Origin of the sequence: Streptomyces sp. NPDC002055 (assembly GCF_040296705.1) — a bacterium.
GTDB lineage: Bacteria > Actinomycetota > Actinomycetes > Streptomycetales > Streptomycetaceae > Streptomyces.
The window spans coordinates 83,525-99,724 of the sequence record NZ_JBEOXS010000023.1 but is presented as its reverse complement, the minus strand read 5'-3'; the positions used below and the strand labels follow the sequence as shown (position 1 = coordinate 99,724).

Sequence of the window (16,200 nt, the reverse complement as noted above, 5' to 3'; positions counted from 1 at the left end):
GCGGGGTGGGGATAACCCGAGGTCCGGGGCTGTTCCTGGGGGGCGGCCTTGGGGGCGGGGGTCTGCGGGGCGGGGAGCGGGCTCTGTCCCGGTCGGGGAGGGAGGTCGTGTTCCCTGCCGGGTGGCCGGGCGGCGGAGGCAGGGGAAGCCCGGCCCTGCCCGGCAACAGTTTGGAGCTCCGGCCCGGGGGCCATGTACTCTGTCAGCTCATCCCAGGGCGCATAGCTCAGCGGTAGAGCGCTGCTCTTACAAAGCAGATGTCACAGGTTCAAATCCTGTTGTGCCCACCCTAGATGACCTGGTCGGAAGCCCTGTATCCCCTCGGATGCGGGGCTTCTGCTGGTCCCGGAGTCCACATGAAGTCCTCCACATCCCCCGGTGATCTTGCACCGTCTCTTCACTCGAACGAGGTATCGAACCCAAGTAGGGGCACGTGGAGACCGGAGCAGGAGCGGCGCGACCGGGACGCACGTACCGGCTGGCCGCAGCCATTGTTACGCGATGGTAAGTACGTGCATCAACTTTGGTGCCGAAAAAATGATCATGGAGCCCGAGTGTTGACCGGGTGCCGACCGACCTCCTGCCCGACTGGTGCTCCAGCAGCGCTGCGCCGTCCGCAGGCGGGTCCGCCGGCACCGTGAAGAGGCGTGGTTATCGCAGGAGCAGCTCGCCCACCTCGCCGGAGTGGGCTGGCAAGCGGTGTACCGGACGGAGCTGGGGGCTCACCGCATCTCCGTCGACCACCTGGTGATGATCGCCCGCGCGCACGACGTGAGCGTGGTCGACCTCTTCACGGCGTGAGAGAGCCCCGGCCGTCCGCCACGGGGAACGGACAGCCGGGGCCGGTCTCAATACGAGCTGACAACCTTGTCCGGGAAGCGGAGCCAGAATCGCTCGCCCTCCGGTGTCACGGTGAGCCCGAACTCCTCCGGACGCGGCATACCGGCAGAGAGCCACCACAGATGTGCTGCCTCGACCTCGTCCCACAGCCGGCGAGGCCCGTGCTGCCACACCGTGAACCGGTCCTCCCGGTGGCCGTCCCAGTCGACAGCGGCCCACGACTTCGCATCGGCAGTCGCCACCCACAACCGGCGCTGCACGCCGTCAAGGTCCGGCTCGTCCTGCCACGTGTGCCAGACGTCCCGCAACTGCATCCCCACGGCGAACCGGGCGGTCCAGTCGTCGCCCGTGACAGACCACGGCGACAGGCTCGTGCAGGACTCCACCGGAGTGTGCTCGTCACGGACGACGTCCCGGAAGATGCGGAGATCGATCCGCTGCCCGCGCATGAGCATGAACGCGGAGTGCGGCGAGAACCGTCCCGAGGCGGAGCCGTCTTCCTCGACGGTCAGCCGCAGCAGTCCGTAGCAGAACCACGGCGTCTCCCACGGGGTGAGGATCACCCCGCCCGGCCTGGTCTGCGCCACCCACGGGTAGGGCACTTCCTGCACGGAGCACGTCGCGATCACCCGGTCGTACGGGCCGCGGGCCGCATGTCCCTCCGCTCCGTCCGCGCCCACGACGCACGGGTCGTACCCAGCTCGCTTGAGCATGTCGGTCGCCTGGTCGGCGAGCCCGAGATCGACCTCGACCGTGGTGACCCGGTCCGATCCGAGCCGGGCCGACAGCAGCCCCGCGTTCCAGCCGGTGCCGGTGCCGATCTCCAGCACGTTCATGCCGTCGCGCACGTCCAGTTCCCGCAGCATGCGGAGCACGATCGACGGTGCCGAGGCCGACGAGGAGGGCCATACGTCCTCGTCGCCGGGGTCCTGTCCGTCGTTCACCTGGGTGACCACCGGTGCGTCGGCGTAGGCCGCCTCCAGCCACCGGTCAGGCTCCTGCTCGGCGTCGCACGGGGCGTATCCGTCACCCTCGATCAGCCACACCCGGGGCGGCAGGAACCGGTGCCGGGGCGCGGCGGTGACTGCCTTCGCCCACTCGGCCGGCACCGGCGCCCCGAGGTCGTCGGCAGCCTCGCGGAGCAGGCCGCACAAGGCGGCCTGCTCCTTCTCGCTGAGGGGCTGCACTACTTGCCCTTGTGCTTCGGCTCAGGCTTGGGCGACTTGGTGTCCGGGTTCGGTGGCGCCTTGCCGAAGTCCTTGTCGCCCGCGTGCTTCGCAGTGACGGTTCCTGTTGCCCAACTCATCGGTTCTCCTCGTGGTCTCGTGTGATGTTCGGTGGTGAGTGCCGGCCTACCGGCCGCCTTTGGGCCCGCCGGGCCTGGCGGGGGTCCGCTCGGGCTGGGGTGCCGGATCGGGGCTGCTCGGCTTCGACATGTCACACTCCTGTGTGGGTAGCTGATTGCTTCCTGAACCCGCCCCGGTCGCACGACCTGTCCAGGGCTCCGGTGACCGGGGCGGGGGTTATGCAGGCCGCCGGCGGAGGGGGGGGACATCCGCCGGCGACCCAGTCAGGTGCGGCGCCGCTCGTACACGGGGCCGCCGCTCGCGGCCGGGTCGAGGGGGCGGAGCCGGTAGATGCTCATGCAGCTCGGGCAGGCGTAGAGGATTCCGCCGGGGCCCGAGCCGGTCTCGATGAGCGCGATGAGGGTGGGCCGGTCCGTGGGGCCCTGGTGCCAGTGGCACCACCGTTCGGCGGTCACGCCTGCTGCCGGTGCTGGTGGTGGATCAGGAGCCAGTGGCAGTCGCGGGCGAGTGCGTCCACCTGGATGTGGGCGGCGAGTGGCCCGTTGCCGAGTCCCTGCTTCACCTGGTGGTGGATGCTGTCGATTCGGGCGCGGGCCGTGTACCACGTGATGCTGCCGCGCCAGAGTCGGTCGGTCGCGGCTTCGGCGTCGGGGAGGAGGAGTTGGATGTGCCCGAGGAGGAGTTCCTCGAGGGCCGTCAGCTCGTCCATGTCGAGGCGGCCGGTTCCGGTTCGTAAGGCTTGGTCGATGGTGGCCTGGATGGTGGCTTCATCGACGGGGGGCGCGGTGGTTGCCTCGGTGGGTGGCGCGCCCTCGGGGCTCGTCATGGTCGGCTCCATGTACGGACTGTGTGTTGACAGTCACATCCTGCCGACGCGACAAGTCCCTGGTGTCCGCCGGTTGCGGACACCAGGGACTTGACTTGGAGTCACATTGCGGCTACACACCGCTCCAGAGTGCGTACTCGCGCAACTCCGCCGACGGGCGCCGGGCCCGCAGCAACGTGCCCACCGTCTCCCGCGTTGACGGGTGGTAGCGCGTCTGCTCCGGCGTCACCTCCCGCGCCCGCAGCAGCGACGCCAGGGCATCCTCCGGCCGCGCCGTCAGCGCCTGTGACCGAGCCCGGTCCACCAGGAACTGCCCCGTCCGCAGCGGCGAATAGCCCTCCGGCGGGTGCACCCCGTCCGCCCGCTCCAGTGCCAGGCCGTGCTCGTCCCGGTCCCCAGCCGCCGCGACACCGTGCTGGCCCACGTTCGTCGGGCCGAACACCATGCCGTAGTGGTCGGTCTCGCCGAGGTCCCGGGCCAGACCGTGCGCCTCGGCCAGCCACGTGTCGGACTCGTCTCCCTGCCCTGTCAGCGCGTACAGCTGGACGCCCTTCAGCATGAGGCCGCCGCGGACCGCGCGGGTCTCCGGCGTCCGGTCGTCGTCCAGATCTGCCAGCGCACGGTTGACCAGCCGCAGGCCCATCTCTATCGCCGGACCGTTGGCCGACAGCTGGGCGCGCTTCAACCGTTCGACCGCCACCTGCCGCGGGTCGCCGGACTGTGCCGCGGCGGCGGCCATCCGGGCCAGCGACAGGCGGGCGAGGTCCAGATAGCCGAGCTTGTAGGCGACGCTGAACCCGCCGAGCGCTGCCTCCGACTGGAGCCAGCAGAACCGCTCGCGTTCACCCGGCGACGCGTCGAGAACCGCGTAGGACAGCTCGGCCAGCGTGCCCGGCAGGGCGCGCGCCAGATCGCCGAAGCGGCCGGCGGACCGGAGCCGGTAGATGCGCCGCACGGTGGCCTCGATCTCCGGCAGCGGGCGGGGCGGCGGTACATCATTGGCCGACGGGATGTCCCAGTCGTCGAGGGCGTTCGACAGCGGGGCGATGAGCTGGTCGAGCTGGTCGCGGCGCAGCTGCTCAATATAGGGCTGGCCGTGTAGGACGGGTACCGAGACGTGCAGTGCCTTTGCGACGGCGGCGATCACCTGTTCGCTTGGGTGTCGCTCTCCGCGTTCGACGTCGGAGAGCATGCTCTTGGAGACGTGGGCTCGTTGGGCGAGTTCCCGCAGGGAGTAGCCGCGGAGCGCGCGGAGTTCGTGGATGCGCGCGCCAACGCCCTGGGGCTGCCCGGTGGCTTGTGCCATCATGGGCTCCGTTCAGCTTCGACACCAGAACGGTACCCCCGGTCGGCTCCGCGGGTACTGCTGATCGGCCCCCATTTCGGTGGGGGCCGACGTGCGTTCGGACATGACGGAAGCGCCCCCTCCCGGCCCGAAGGCCAGAAGGGGCACCCTTAGTGGCGGCACCGCCCAGGGCCGGGGAACGCTCACCCTGAGGACGTGGCAGTGCCCCCGTCGCCCCGCTCGCCTGCACAGTCTGTGTCCATGCCGTGACGCTATGAGGGTGTGACGGGGGCCTCAATGGCACTTCCGGACCGTCAGATCCGGGAGTGCCCAAGGGAGTTACAGCGGCAGGGCGACCGCCTCGGCGAGTGACCGCATCTCCGGTGTCAGCGTCCGCCGGCGTGTCACGATCCGGTCGAGGATGTCCCGCGCGTACCGCTGCTGCGGCAGCCACTCCGGTGACTCGTCCCGGATCCCGGAGAGGATGCTGACCGCGTCGCCGTACTGCCGCATCGAGGCGTGCGCACTCGCCACGTCCAGCAGGTGACGGTTGCGGTTGTTCGACGTGGGGCGCAGCCCGTCGCCGGGGATCGTCGCGGCCAGCTTGAGGACGCGGTCCGGACGGTCCGTCACGGCCGCGTTCTCTGCCCGCTTGAGAGCCACCGTCACCGGGCCGAACGTGCGCAGGAAGTCGTGACGGGGCGCGTACTCGCGGCCGAGCGCGACCGCCGCGGACCGGGCCAGCCGCAGCGCGTCCGTGGCCTCACCGCCACGGTTGTCCCGCACCGCGGCAGCCGACACGCGCAGCAGCATCCAGCCCCACGCGCTCAGCTCGGCAGGCGTCGCCCGGGACACCCGTGGCTCGGTGTCATCCGCCCACCGGGTGGCCAGCTCGCGGGCCTCGACAAGCTTTCCCTGACGGAGGAGCAGCCAGCACAGCGTGTTGACCGTGGCCGCGCCCTGCAGCCGGTCGGTGGCGTCGTCCAGTGAGCGGGCCAGGGCCTCGCTCGCGGCGCCGTACTGGCGTGTCTGGGTGAGGAGCCAGCCCGTCAGTTGGAGCAGCCGGACTCGTACGGCCCGGCCCTCGGGCCCGGTCTCCGCTACGGCGTCGGCGTCGCGGAGCAGGCCGGGGAGGACGAGGGCGAGCTCGGCGAACTGGTCGCGGGAGAAGAGGGGCAGTGCGGCGTCCAGGGCGGCGGCGACGCCCGCCGTGGTCGGCTCGTCGTCCAGGCCGGTCGGGGAGTGCGGTGCGCCCAGGGCGGCGCGGACCGGCGCCCAGTGGTCGGCGGTGCTGCGGGAGGCGGGCTCGGCGTCCCGGGTGAGGAGTGTTGTGGTGGGCACTCGGAGGGCGGCGGCGAGACGGCGGGCGGTCTCCATCCGGGTGTCGGCTACCTCGCCCTGCTCCAGCTTCCGGATCAGGGAGAGCGAGACGGATGAGGCCGAGGCGAGGTCTCGTTGTGTCATTCCACGGCGCTTGCGTACGTCGCGGAGGCGAGAGCCGATCTGCATGTCAGTGTGCTCGGGCATACTGAACTCCGTTCTGACTCGACACCAGAACGGTACTCCCGGTGCACCGCGGGAATTGCTGTATCGGCTCCCATTTCGGTGGGGGCTGCGACGCACGCGGCAGGCAGCAGTTACGGATGGCCCTTGCCACCGCGGAGGCCGACGCCCCGGTCTTTCGGCTGCACCACCGCTTCATCATGGCGGCACCGCCCAGGGCCGGGGAACGCTCACCCTGGTGAGAGCTCCCCGGCCCTGTGGCGGGCCGTATCGCAGCCGCAGCCGTACCGCTGTGGCTGTGGCTGTCGCTCTGGCCGTGGCAGTTGCCGGCTTCCGGCGCCTCGCGGCGAGCGGGCCTTCGCGCTATGCCGTGCTCATGAACAGACGGTGCCGTCGGCCGGGACCTTGCCGTTCAGCAGGTGCCCGTTCACGGCCTTGGTGGCGCACTCATTGACGCCATACGTGCCATGGCCCTCGCCCTTGACCGTGAGCAGCATCCCCACGCCCTTCCCGAGCTTCTCGGCCATCTTCCGGGCGCCCGCGACGGGAGTCGCCGGGTCGCCCGCGTTGCCTATGACGACGATGGGGGCGGCGCCGGGCGCCGAGACCTCCGGGGTGTCGGCCTTGCCGGTGACCGGCCAGCCGGTGCAGCTCAGCAGGCCCGTGGCGGTCAGCTCACCGAAGATGGGGGACGCCTTGCGGAACTCCGGCAGCTTGGCCTGCACTTCCTTGAGAGTGGGGCGCTGCTTGGTGTCGGCGCAGCTGATCGCGGCGTTGGCGGGCTCCATGTTGTTGTAGTGCCCCTTGTCGTCCCGGCCGAGGTAGCTGTCGGCCAGCATGAGGAGGTTGTCGCCGCTGCCCTGCTCTGCGTGGGAGAGCGAGGCCGACAGGACAGGCCAGGCCTCCTTGGCGTAGAGCGTCTCGGCGATGCCCAGGACCGCCTGCTCCTTGGTGAGCTTGCGCCCGCTCTTGGTCGGCAGCGGCTGCTTACCGATCTTCGCCAGGAGCTGGGCGATCTGCCGGCGTCCGTCCTCGGGGCTCCGGTACGCGCAGGTGCCGGGGGTCTTGACGCAGTGGGCGAGGTAGTTGTCCAGCGCCAGCTGGAAGCCCTTCGCCTGGTCCAGGGACTCCTGTACGGAATCCTGGGTCGGGTCCACGACGGCGTCCAGGACGGTGCGGCCCACATGCTTCGGGAACAGGTGGGCATAGACGCCGCCCAGTTCGGTCCCGTAGGAGATGCCGAAGTAGTTGAGCTTGGCATCGCCCAGTACCTGGCGCATGAGATCCATGTCGCGGGCGGCGCTCTCGGTGCCGACGTGCGGCAGCACCTTCCCGGATTTCTTCGCGCAGGCTGCCGCGGTCTGCTTGTTCTGCTCGGCCGTCCCGGCCAGATCGTGGGTCTCGCCGCGCTGCTTGTCGAGCTCCTTGTCGCTCAGGCAGGTCACCCCCGCGCTGTTGCCGACGCCGCGCGGGTCGAAGCTGACCAGGTCGTATTGCGAGTGCAGGGACCGGGCGGCCTGGGCGTAGCCCGGCAGGGTGGCCACGCCGGACCCTCCCGGCCCGCCGAAGTTGAAGACCAGCGAGCCGATCCGCTTGCCGCCGCCCTTGGCCTTGGCGCGGATCATCGCGAGGTCGATGGTGTCGCCGGCGGGCTTGGCGTAGTCCAGGGGTGCCTTCAGGTTCGTGCACTCCCATGCCGTGCCGTCCGGCAGCTTGCCGGGCTTTGCGCCAGCCCCCTGGGCGGTGGACGGGGCCCGGCAGGGCTGCCAGTCGAGCTTCTGGGAGGTGAGGGAGGCGGGGAGTTCGGCGGTGGCCGAGGGGGCGGACTCTGTGCGGCCGGCATCGTCCTCGTCGGGGCCGCAGGCGGTGGCGCCGAGCGTGACCAGGAGGGAGGCGGAGAGCAGCGAGATGGTGCGGAGAGCTGGAATTTTGGGCATGACGGTCTTCCTGTTGGTGAATGAAATGCAGTTGAAGTGAGTGGATTGCGGGGAGAGTTGGACGTTCATGTTGCCGGCGGGGCGTGCCGGCCCCTTGCGGCTGCTGCGTCGGACCGGCGCGTCTCGGCGCGAGCGTGCCGCGGCCCCGTCGTGAGGGGTGACGGCAGCGGCACGCCGGCCGGGAGCGGCTTCGCCGGCGCGGTGTACGTCGCGCCACCCAGCCTTCGGCCGACGGTGCGGGCTCAGGCTCCCAGGCCGGCGTCTCGTGCCAGGAGTGCGGCCTGTACCCGGTTTTCGCAGCCCAGCTTGGCCAGGATGCGGCTCACATACGTTTTGACCGTGGCCTCGCTCATATGGACCCGCTGGCCGGCATCCGCGTTGGACAGGCCCTCGCCCAGCAGTGCCAGGACCTCCCGCTCACGGCCCGACAGGCTCTCCAGCCTGCGGCGCGCCTGCTCGGAACGGCGCGCGCTCTGGCCGGATGCCAGCGAGTCCACGACATGGCGTGTGGCGCCCGGTGACAGATACGCGTCACCGGCCGCGGCGGCCCGTACCGCACGCATCAGCTCCGCGGGCGCCGAGTCCTTGAGCAGAAACCCCACGCTGCCCTCCGCCAGGGCGCGCAGCACGTTCTGCTGCTCCCCGAAGGTGGTGAGGATCAGCACCCGTGCGTCGGGGACGGCGCGGCGGAGTTCGGCCAGGGCCGTCAGCCCGTCCATCACCGGCATCTGGATGTCGAGCAGTACGACGTCCACGCTCTGGGCGCGGGCCAGTTCGACCGCCTCGCGGCCGTTCGCCGCCTCCGCGACGACGTCGATGTCGTCGGCCGAGGTGAGCATCATCCTGATGCCCGCCCGAATGAGCGGCTCGTCATCCGTGACGAGAACCTTGATCACGAGTCTCCTGCGCCCTCTTGAACGGTATAGCTGCGGGCCGTTCGCCGTCATCCCCGGTCAAGCGGCCTGCCCGGGACATCACGGCGAGCGTTCCCCTTACGTCGTGACCTCGAAGGACTTCTTCTCGATCAACGTGCCGTCCTTGAAGCAGAACCGGAAGACAGGGTCCTTCTCCCAGCTGCTGCCGAACGCCGTGGAATTGAGGCTGAGGCACTTCGCCCCCTCCGGCACGGGTGGTGCGCCCTTGCCCATGCCTTCGGCCAGGAACGTGGCGCCGTCCGGCAACTGCTTGCGCACCTCGGCCTCGGGCCGGCCCACCTTCACCGCCGCGTACTCCTGCGGTTCGATCATTGCCTTGTCCATTTCGCTCTTGAGGAAGATCCCACCGGCGACGCCGGTCACCAGCAGCAGGGAGATCAGTGCCGCCACCCCGCAACCGATGGCTGTGCCACTGCTCCTCCTGTCCCTGCTCATTGCCTTGGCCAGCTCCTTCGGCAGACCGTTCCAGTCGATGACCGGATCAGCTTCGCCGAGCGGACCCGCCGGAATCTGCTGCCGAAAGTCGCCGGTTGGGTCAACGAACGTCGTCGTTGCCCTGCTGGGCGAGGGACCCGTGGCACCGGCGTCCGACGAGGTGTAGGGCAGCACACCCGCCAGCCGGAAGCCGCCGTCCGCCGTCGGACCCGCATGCACCATGCCTCCGACGACCCGGGCCCGCTCCTCGAGCCCGGTCAGCCCCTGGCCGCCGCTCACCACGCTCCGGCCGTCGTCCGCGGTCCCGGGCGCGGGACCGTTCGCGATCTCCACGACCAACGAGTCCGGTTCATAGCGCAGTTCGATGGTGACCGAGGCGCCCGGGGCGTGCTTGTGGGCGTTGGTCAGGCCCTCCTGGGCCATCCGGTACGCCGCGTGATCGGCGGTCGGGGCGAGCGGGCGCACCTCGCCCGAGCGCCGCAGCTCCACGGCCGTACCGGCGCTCCGGGACACCTCCACCAAGCGCTCGATGCCTGCCACCCCTCGCGCGGACGCCGTGGCGTTCTCCTCCCCCATGGCCTCAAGGGCAGGGGCGGGGATGCCCCCGGTGGTCGCCGAGGGAGTGGCCCCGTCCTCCGGGGCGTGGGCGCCGTCCCGCAGCAGCCCCACCACCTCGCGCAGCTCGTGCATCGCGCTCACCGACGCCTCTCGCAGCACCCCCACGGCCTCCCGCTGGCGCCCGGTGAGCCCGCGGTCCACCTCCAGGGCTCCGGTGTGCACCGAGATGAGCGCGAGCTGATGGCCGAGGCTGTCGTGCATGTCCTGCGCGATGCGCTGGCGCTCGCGCATCCGGGCCTGTCCGGCGATCATCGCGCGCTCGCGCAGCAGCTGGGCGTTGTACTCCCGCAGGGTGTCCAGCAGCGTGCGCCGCTGCGACCAGTAGCGGCCGGCGAGGCCGGGAACGACGGTCGTGACCAGCGTCACCAGGACGCCGATGCCCAGAATCGCCGGCGTGACACGGGGCAACTCCTCCAGGAGTTCCAGGCCGAAGCTGAGGGCATACGCAACGGCGAAGGTGCCGGTCGCCCTGCCCACCCCGATGATCCGGCGGCCGGCCGACCAGCCGACGACGAGGGTCAGCGGGGCGAGACCGTCGAACGCGGTCGCACCCACGACGGTCACCAGCAGGACGGTCCCGGGCAGCACCCGGCGCAGCTGCAACAGCAGTCCGGCAGCCAGAGCGACGGCAATGATCTGTACCGCGCCACCGTGGCGCAGGGCCTCGATCCCCGCCGCCAGCGACCCCAGCACCAGGCTCAGCAGCAGTTCGCCCACCATGCGCCCGAGCGGCCACATCCCGGGATCGCAGAGAGTCCTGCCCGGATCGGCCAGCCGCCGGAACACCCCACGCAGCCTCGCCGCCGGCGCCTGGCGAGCGCGCCTCACCCGCTCCATACCTTCCACACCTGTCACGGAGCCACGTTAAGCAACCTCGCCGGCCGCCGACACCACCGTTCGTCGCGACGTACAGCAACGAAAGTCGTGCCGACGCCCCCGGCGTCTCGCTCCGTCGGTCGGGCGAGAAGGGTGACGTACGGACAGCGCGTACGAGGTGATCCGCGCGGCTGCCGACGGAGGGGGATCGCCGCCGGCAGCCCGGTCTCGGGTGCATCTCTCAGGTGCGGCGTCGTGCGTAGACGGGGCAGCCGTGCATGGCCGGATCGAACGGCCGGAGCCGGTAGATGCGCATGCAGTCCGGGCACGCGTACTGGATCGCGCCGGGTCCGCTGCCGGTCTCGATGACGGCGATGAGGGTGGGCTGATCGGTCCGCCCGGTGCACCAGGTGCACCACTGGCCGGTACGGATCGGTTCACCGGTGCTCATGGCCGCTCCCGGTGTTCGGCCAGGAGCCACTGGCAGTCGCGGGCCAGGGTGGTGACCTGGATGTGCGCGGAGAGCGGGCCGTCGCCGAGGCCCTGTCCGGCCTGCTGCCGGATGCCGTCGATGCGTGCGCGGCGGGTGTACCACGCGAGACTGCCGCGCCAGAGCCGGTCGGTGGCGGCGTCCGCCGCGGGGAGAAGAGCGGTGATGTGCTCGCGGAGGGTGGCTTCGAGGCGAGTGAGTTCGTCTGGGTCGAGGCGGCCGGTGCCGGTGAGTAAGGCCCGGTCGATCGCGGCCTGAATGGTGACCGGATCGATGGGGGACGGGGCGGCCGCCTCGCGCGGCGGCCAGCCCTGAGTGGACGTCATGGTCGGCTCCATGTACGGACTGTGTGCTTGCAGTCACATGGTGCCGACAGGGGAAGGCCCTGGTGTTCACAGGCTGTGAACACCAGGGTCCTTGACCAGCCGTCAGGGGAGCGCTAGACGCCGCACCAGAGGGAGAAGTCCCGCAGCGGGTCCGGCACACGCGCCTGCGCCCGGCGCAATGCTGCTGCCGTTTCGTGGACCTGCGGGTGATGTCGCGTCATCTGCGGGGCCACCTCCCGCGCCTTCACCAGGGAGGCGAATGCCTCGCCGTGCCGGGCGGTCCACACCTGGGCGCGGGCCAAGTCGATGTAGAAGTGCCCGGCTCTGCCCGGTGGGTAGTCCTCCGGGATCGTCACCTTGGCCGCATGCTTCAGCGCCAGGCCGTGTTTGTCCTGGTCGGCGGCTGCCGCCACCGCATGCAACTGGACATTGGTCGGGCCGAAGGTCAGCTCGTAGAAGCTGGTCTCTCCGGTGCCCCGGGCCAGTCCGCGCGCTTCGTCCAGCCAGGCGTCGGAAGCCTCTTTGTCCCCTCGCCGGGAGGACAGGATCGACCCTTTGAGGTGGAGCGCGCCGAGGACGGCACGGGTCTGCGGCGCCCCGTCGTCGTCGAGGTCCCGCAGCGCCTGGTTCACCAGGCGGAGCCCGGTGTCGATCCCCGGCCGGCCGCTCTCGACGCTGGTCTGGGCGCGCATCCAGCGTTCGACCGCCACCTGCCGTGGGTCACCGCACTCCAGGGCGACCTGGGCCATCCGGGACAGGGCGAGCCGCGCGAGATGCATCTCGCCGACCCGGTACGCCACCCGCCACACGCCGCGCGCGGCCTCGGCCTGGAGGCCGTGCAGCTCCTCGCGGGTCCGGCCGGGCCGGTCGTGGAGGTGAATCGCGTGGGTGATCTCGGAGATCAGCGGGGGCAGGGTCTCCGCCAGGCCGCCGAGGTCGGCGGCGGCGCGCATCGTGACGGTGTGCATGATGGCGGCGCGTAGTTCGTCCACCGGACGTGGCGGGGGCGCCGCCGGATCCGGGGCGAGGTCCCAGTTGTCGAGCGCGCTGCCGAGCGGCTCCATCATGCGGTCTATGCGGTCCTGCTGCATCTGCTCGCGATAGGGCTGGCCCCGCAGATGGGAGATGCCCACGTCGAGGGCGCGGGCGACGGCGGCCACGATCTCCTCCCCGGCGTTCCGGTCCCCTTTCTCGATCATGGAGAGCATGGAGGCGGAGACGTGGGAGCGCCGGCCGAGCTGTCGTAGTGAGTAGCCGCGGACGGCTCGCAGTTCCGCGATCCGCCGCCCGATTCCACCGGTGGGTTCGTCGGTGCCGTAGGGCATGCTGAACTCCGTTCTGACCTAGACATTCAGAACGGTACTCCTGGCCGGGCGGCGAATCGGCGCTGCTGTGAGCGGAGTTGGCCTGCCGGTGGCCCTTGTCGGCCATCAGTCGGGCACCCCGCATGGTCCGTGAAGTGGACGGCCCGCTGCCGGGTGCCGTCGTTCGTGCCCCGCGGCGACCTGGGCGTCCCCTCTCGACTGAGCGCGGGCGGCCGGTTCTTCCGTACTCCTCGGCGGGCTCGTCGCCCTCCCGTCCGTCTCCGTACTCCGAACGGGTGGGTGTCCCCGCCCTCGGTGGGGGCCCCGAGGGGTCGAAGAGGGCTTCGGTGGTCCCGGCGCGGCTCGGCGCCGCGTCGGCGCTACGCCGTTCGGGTGATGGTCGCCTGTTACGTGCCGCGGGGTCCTCAGGTCGCCCGGGGGGCGTGCCGATGACGGGGGAGAGGCGGTGTCGAAGCCTCGGGGGGCTTGTCCCATATGGGTGGGTGTAGGGGCCACGGCATTGAGGTGTGCCGCGCGCCGGGGTCGTGCGCCTTAGCGCACTGTTGTTGCGTGAATGTCCGTGTTGTGTAACACGCAATGGTTTAGTGCTCTACCAGACCCCCGGTGGCCCCAATCTGGTCTGGCCCGGCCATCCGGTCGGGATGAACCACCTGGTCATGGGCCTTCTTTGGCCATGCCTGCACACGAAAGCAGGGGATCAACATGTCCCGCACCGCTCGTACCCTCACCGCCACGGCCCTGATCACCGGGGCGATGCTGACTGCCGCCGCGATGCCGGCCTCTGCCCATCAGGACGACCGCCGTCACCGCGGGCTGGAGATCGGGCAGGTCCAGTACGACGCCCCCGGCCCGGACCGCCGTAACAACCGCTCGCTCAACAGCGAGTTCTTCACCGTCGTCAACAACGGACGGCACGCCGTCCAGCTCCGCAACTACACGGTGAGCGACCGGGACGGCAACACCTACACCTTCGACCGGCTGCGGCTGCGCCGCGGCCAGGAGGTCACGGTGCACACCGGTCACGGCCAGGACCACCGCTGGCACCGTTACCAGGACTCCAACCGTCACCTGTACGACAACAACCGCGGCCGCCTGACCCTGCGCACCGACGGTGGCAACCGGGTCGACCAGTGCCGCTGGGGCCGTGGCGACGGCGGTCACACCGACTGCTGACACCCGCTCCGCTGAACAGCAGCGCCGCCTCCACCCCGTCCGAACCGGGGTGGAGGCGGCGCTGTTCCGTGTCCGGCCGCCGCCATTCCCGTGCCCCCGCAGCGGCCCGGTACGCACGGCGGTCCGGAAGTCCGGGACGTCCGTGCCCTCGCCCCCGGGTGCGGCGGGCCGGGCGGGCGTCCGGGCGCCGGTACGCTCGGGGCACTCTACGTTCCACCACCGGGGGAGACCTCGTGACAGCAGCAGTGGGCAGGCGGCTCTGCGCCGGTGCCGTCGCGGCGGCCCGGATGGACGTCTGTCCCCGGTGCGGCGGTGTCCTGACGAAGAATCAGGACGACGGCTGGTCTGCTACGGCTGCGGCTATGCGAGCCCTGGCGGCACGCCTCCCGCGCGCTCCCACGCTGCGGGTACTGTCGACTCCCACCGCTAGCGAGGGGGACAGCCGTGCGCGTATCGACCATCACCTGTCAGACACCGCTCGACGAGGCGCTGGACTCGGATCCGTTCCTCGCCGACGCCCGGACCCAGCAGCGGTTGTGCGAGGAGTGGGCCGCCCGGCACGGGCACACCGTCCATGTGCAGCACACCACCCACGACTCGACGGGGACGAGCTGGGGCTGGTGGAAGGACGCGGACGACGGGCTGGCCGACATATTCCTCGCTCCGAACCGGCGCGTGCTGGAGCGGGCGTTGCGGGACGTCGGAGCCTTCGAGGCGGAGTGCAAGCGGCGCGGTATCCGGGTGGAGACGACCGGTCTGCCCGAGCCCGCGTACACGGCGGAGATGAAGGCCCGGGTGCACCGCAGGCTGTCGATGCCGACCGCGGGCTACAACGGCTGCTGAGCGCCGGTGGCCCCTCCGGCCGCGGAGCGGTGCGGCGGCGAGCAGCTCCGTGCGCGCGGGCCGGTGCCCGTACCTCGCCGGGTGCGCCCGCGGCGACGACGCGGGTGCCTGGTGCTCTGACCGGGAAGGTTCGCCGGGTTGGCGGTTCCAGGGGTTGGAACGGGGGGCGGACGCCCCCATGACAACCGCAGCCTGACCGACCCGCGAACTGATGGGGCGGCAGCACCAGGTCGCATCTGTCAGGGGTAATCCAGGGTTGTGATCAGGGTGATGACTGATGGTCAATAGCGGTAGCACACAGCAGAGTTGGCGTGGTCACCAACTCCCGTCAGCGCCGTTCCGGAGAACCTCAATGCGCATCCGTCTCGCCGTCACCGCCCTTGCCCTGGCCACCTCTCTCTCCGCCGGCGCGGCTCTGCCCACGGCCGCCGCCACGCCCGCTTCCAGCATCCCGGCGTCCACGAACCCGAAGGTCCAGGACATCCTCGACCACCTGCCCGACGACGTCGTTGCGGGCGCGCTGATCAGACGGGATGGCGTGGGCGTCGCTGCCGGCCCGGTCACCACTGACGCCAATTTCCGGATCGGCAGTGTCACCAAAGTGTTCACCAACACGGTGGTTCTCCAGCTCGCCGCCGAGCACCGGATTGGCCTGGACACACCGGCGCGGAGGTACGTCCCCCAGATGCTGCCTGAGGCGTACGACCGCGTCACCGTGCGCCAGCTCCTCGGCCACACGAGCGGCCTGCCCAGGCCCGCGCCGACCCCCGGCCCGGCCGACGGACCAGGATGGCAGCTGAAGTCCGTAACGCCCGAAGACTTCCTGCGCGACTCGTTCGCCACAGCCACCGACGCACTGCCCGCACCCGGCTCCGAACAGCAGTACAACGGGCTCAACTCCTTCGTCCTCGGCCTGATCGTCGAGAAGGTCACCGGCCACTCCTTCACCACCGAACTGGAGCAAAGGATCATCCGGCCGCTGCACCTGCGCCACACCAGCCTGCCCACCGCCGACGACCCGGCGATCCCCTCGCCCCATGCGGAGGTGTACGTCGACGGCCAGGACGTGACTGAGCAGAGCCCGTATCCGTGGGCCGAGGGAGGCATGGTCTCCACCGCCGCCGACCTGGACCGCTTCATCACCGCGTTGTTCCGGGGCCGCCTGCTCCCGCCCGCTCAGCAGAAGCTGGTGTTCAAGGTGCCGAATGTGCAGAGCGCCGCCGACAACACGAACTGCGTCGGCCGTGCGGCCTGCTACAGCATCGGCGGGCTCATGCGCTACCAGCTCCCGACCGGCGAGTACGCCTGGGGCAAAACCGGATCCCGCCCCGGCTGGGACAACGGAATCTTCGCCACTCGCGACCTCGAACACCGCGTGGTGTACTCCCTGAACCCAACGGGGACCGGCAATGACCTCCCGTACATCAAGGCGATCGTCAACGCCGCGCTCGCTGGCCGACAGTCGGACCACCCATCCAGTCCGGTGCACGGCGACCGGTGACAACGCCCGGGCACCCCTGCGAACCTATGCGGTCAGAGCA

Annotated in this window: 15 protein-coding genes and 1 tRNA gene; 5 read left to right on the top strand and 11 right to left on the bottom strand. The window is 70.6% G+C overall.

Annotated features, from left to right (window positions below; all coding sequences use genetic code 11):
• Positions 1–215: 215 nt before the first annotated feature.
• Both ABT112_RS16850 and ABT112_RS16845 read left to right on the top strand, forming a co-directional pair.
• A tRNA-Val gene (locus ABT112_RS16850) sits at positions 216–287 on the top strand.
• Between the two features lie 304 nt (positions 288–591).
• Positions 592–801, top strand: coding sequence for a helix-turn-helix domain-containing protein (locus ABT112_RS16845; RefSeq protein ID WP_351510182.1), 210 nt, complete (start codon positions 592–594; stop codon positions 799–801).
• Between the two features lie 47 nt (positions 802–848).
• Here ABT112_RS16845 and ABT112_RS16840 read toward each other — a convergent pair whose 3' ends face one another.
• From ABT112_RS16840 to ABT112_RS16790, 11 genes are all read right to left on the bottom strand, one after another.
• Complete coding sequence (locus ABT112_RS16840; protein ID WP_351510181.1) at positions 849–2,027, bottom strand: methyltransferase domain-containing protein; 1,179 nt, start codon at positions 2,025–2,027, stop codon at positions 849–851.
• A gap of 383 nt (positions 2,028–2,410) precedes the next feature.
• A complete protein-coding gene (locus ABT112_RS16835) occupies positions 2,411–2,602 on the bottom strand; it encodes a hypothetical protein (protein WP_351510179.1) in 192 nt (63 codons plus the stop codon).
• On the bottom strand, positions 2,599–2,973 hold the full coding sequence (locus ABT112_RS16830) for a DUF6415 family natural product biosynthesis protein (protein WP_351510176.1): 375 nt from the start codon (positions 2,971–2,973) through the stop codon (positions 2,599–2,601). The genes ABT112_RS16835 and ABT112_RS16830 overlap by 4 nt, the downstream gene beginning before the upstream one ends.
• A gap of 112 nt (positions 2,974–3,085) precedes the next feature.
• Complete coding sequence (locus tag ABT112_RS16825; protein WP_351510174.1) at positions 3,086–4,279, bottom strand: helix-turn-helix domain-containing protein; 1,194 nt, start codon at positions 4,277–4,279, stop codon at positions 3,086–3,088.
• Between the two features lie 318 nt (positions 4,280–4,597).
• A complete protein-coding gene (locus ABT112_RS16820) occupies positions 4,598–5,785 on the bottom strand; it encodes a helix-turn-helix domain-containing protein (RefSeq protein WP_351510172.1) in 1,188 nt (395 codons plus the stop codon).
• A gap of 350 nt (positions 5,786–6,135) precedes the next feature.
• Positions 6,136–7,698: an alpha/beta hydrolase gene (locus ABT112_RS16815; protein WP_351510170.1), complete on the bottom strand. Its 1,563-nt coding sequence runs from the start codon at positions 7,696–7,698 to the stop codon at positions 6,136–6,138.
• Between the two features lie 242 nt (positions 7,699–7,940).
• The gene (locus tag ABT112_RS16810; protein WP_351510168.1) at positions 7,941–8,594 is read right to left on the bottom strand and encodes a response regulator transcription factor; all 654 of its coding nucleotides are present in this window, start codon (positions 8,592–8,594) and stop codon (positions 7,941–7,943) included.
• Positions 8,595–8,690: 96 nt separating this feature from the next.
• Entirely contained in the window at positions 8,691–10,424 is a 1,734-nt protein-coding gene (locus tag ABT112_RS16805) for a sensor histidine kinase (protein ID WP_502975372.1), read from the bottom strand.
• Positions 10,425–10,743: 319 nt separating this feature from the next.
• Entirely contained in the window at positions 10,744–10,953 is a 210-nt protein-coding gene (locus ABT112_RS16800) for a hypothetical protein (RefSeq protein WP_351510165.1), read from the bottom strand.
• Positions 10,950–11,318, bottom strand: coding sequence for a DUF6415 family natural product biosynthesis protein (locus tag ABT112_RS16795; protein WP_351510163.1), 369 nt, complete (start codon positions 11,316–11,318; stop codon positions 10,950–10,952). Before ABT112_RS16795 ends, ABT112_RS16800 begins: the two co-directional genes overlap by 4 nt.
• 113 nt (positions 11,319–11,431) lie before the next feature.
• On the bottom strand, positions 11,432–12,643 hold the full coding sequence (locus ABT112_RS16790; RefSeq protein ID WP_351510161.1) for a helix-turn-helix domain-containing protein: 1,212 nt from the start codon (positions 12,641–12,643) through the stop codon (positions 11,432–11,434).
• Between the two features lie 702 nt (positions 12,644–13,345).
• Between ABT112_RS16790 and ABT112_RS16785 the strand changes: the two genes are divergently transcribed.
• The 3 genes from ABT112_RS16785 (at position 13,346) to ABT112_RS16775 (ending at position 16,160) form a co-directional block, all read left to right on the top strand.
• Positions 13,346–13,816 carry a lamin tail domain-containing protein gene (locus ABT112_RS16785; protein ID WP_351510159.1) on the top strand — a complete coding sequence of 157 codons (471 nt, stop codon included), beginning with the start codon at positions 13,346–13,348 and terminating at the stop codon, positions 13,814–13,816.
• A 444-nt stretch (positions 13,817–14,260) separates the two neighbouring features.
• The gene (locus ABT112_RS16780; RefSeq protein ID WP_351510157.1) at positions 14,261–14,659 is read left to right on the top strand and encodes a recombinase family protein; all 399 of its coding nucleotides are present in this window, start codon (positions 14,261–14,263) and stop codon (positions 14,657–14,659) included.
• A 352-nt stretch (positions 14,660–15,011) separates the two neighbouring features.
• Positions 15,012–16,160, top strand: coding sequence for a serine hydrolase domain-containing protein (locus ABT112_RS16775; RefSeq protein WP_351510155.1), 1,149 nt, complete (start codon positions 15,012–15,014; stop codon positions 16,158–16,160).
• The last annotated feature ends 40 nt before the right edge of the window (positions 16,161–16,200 follow it).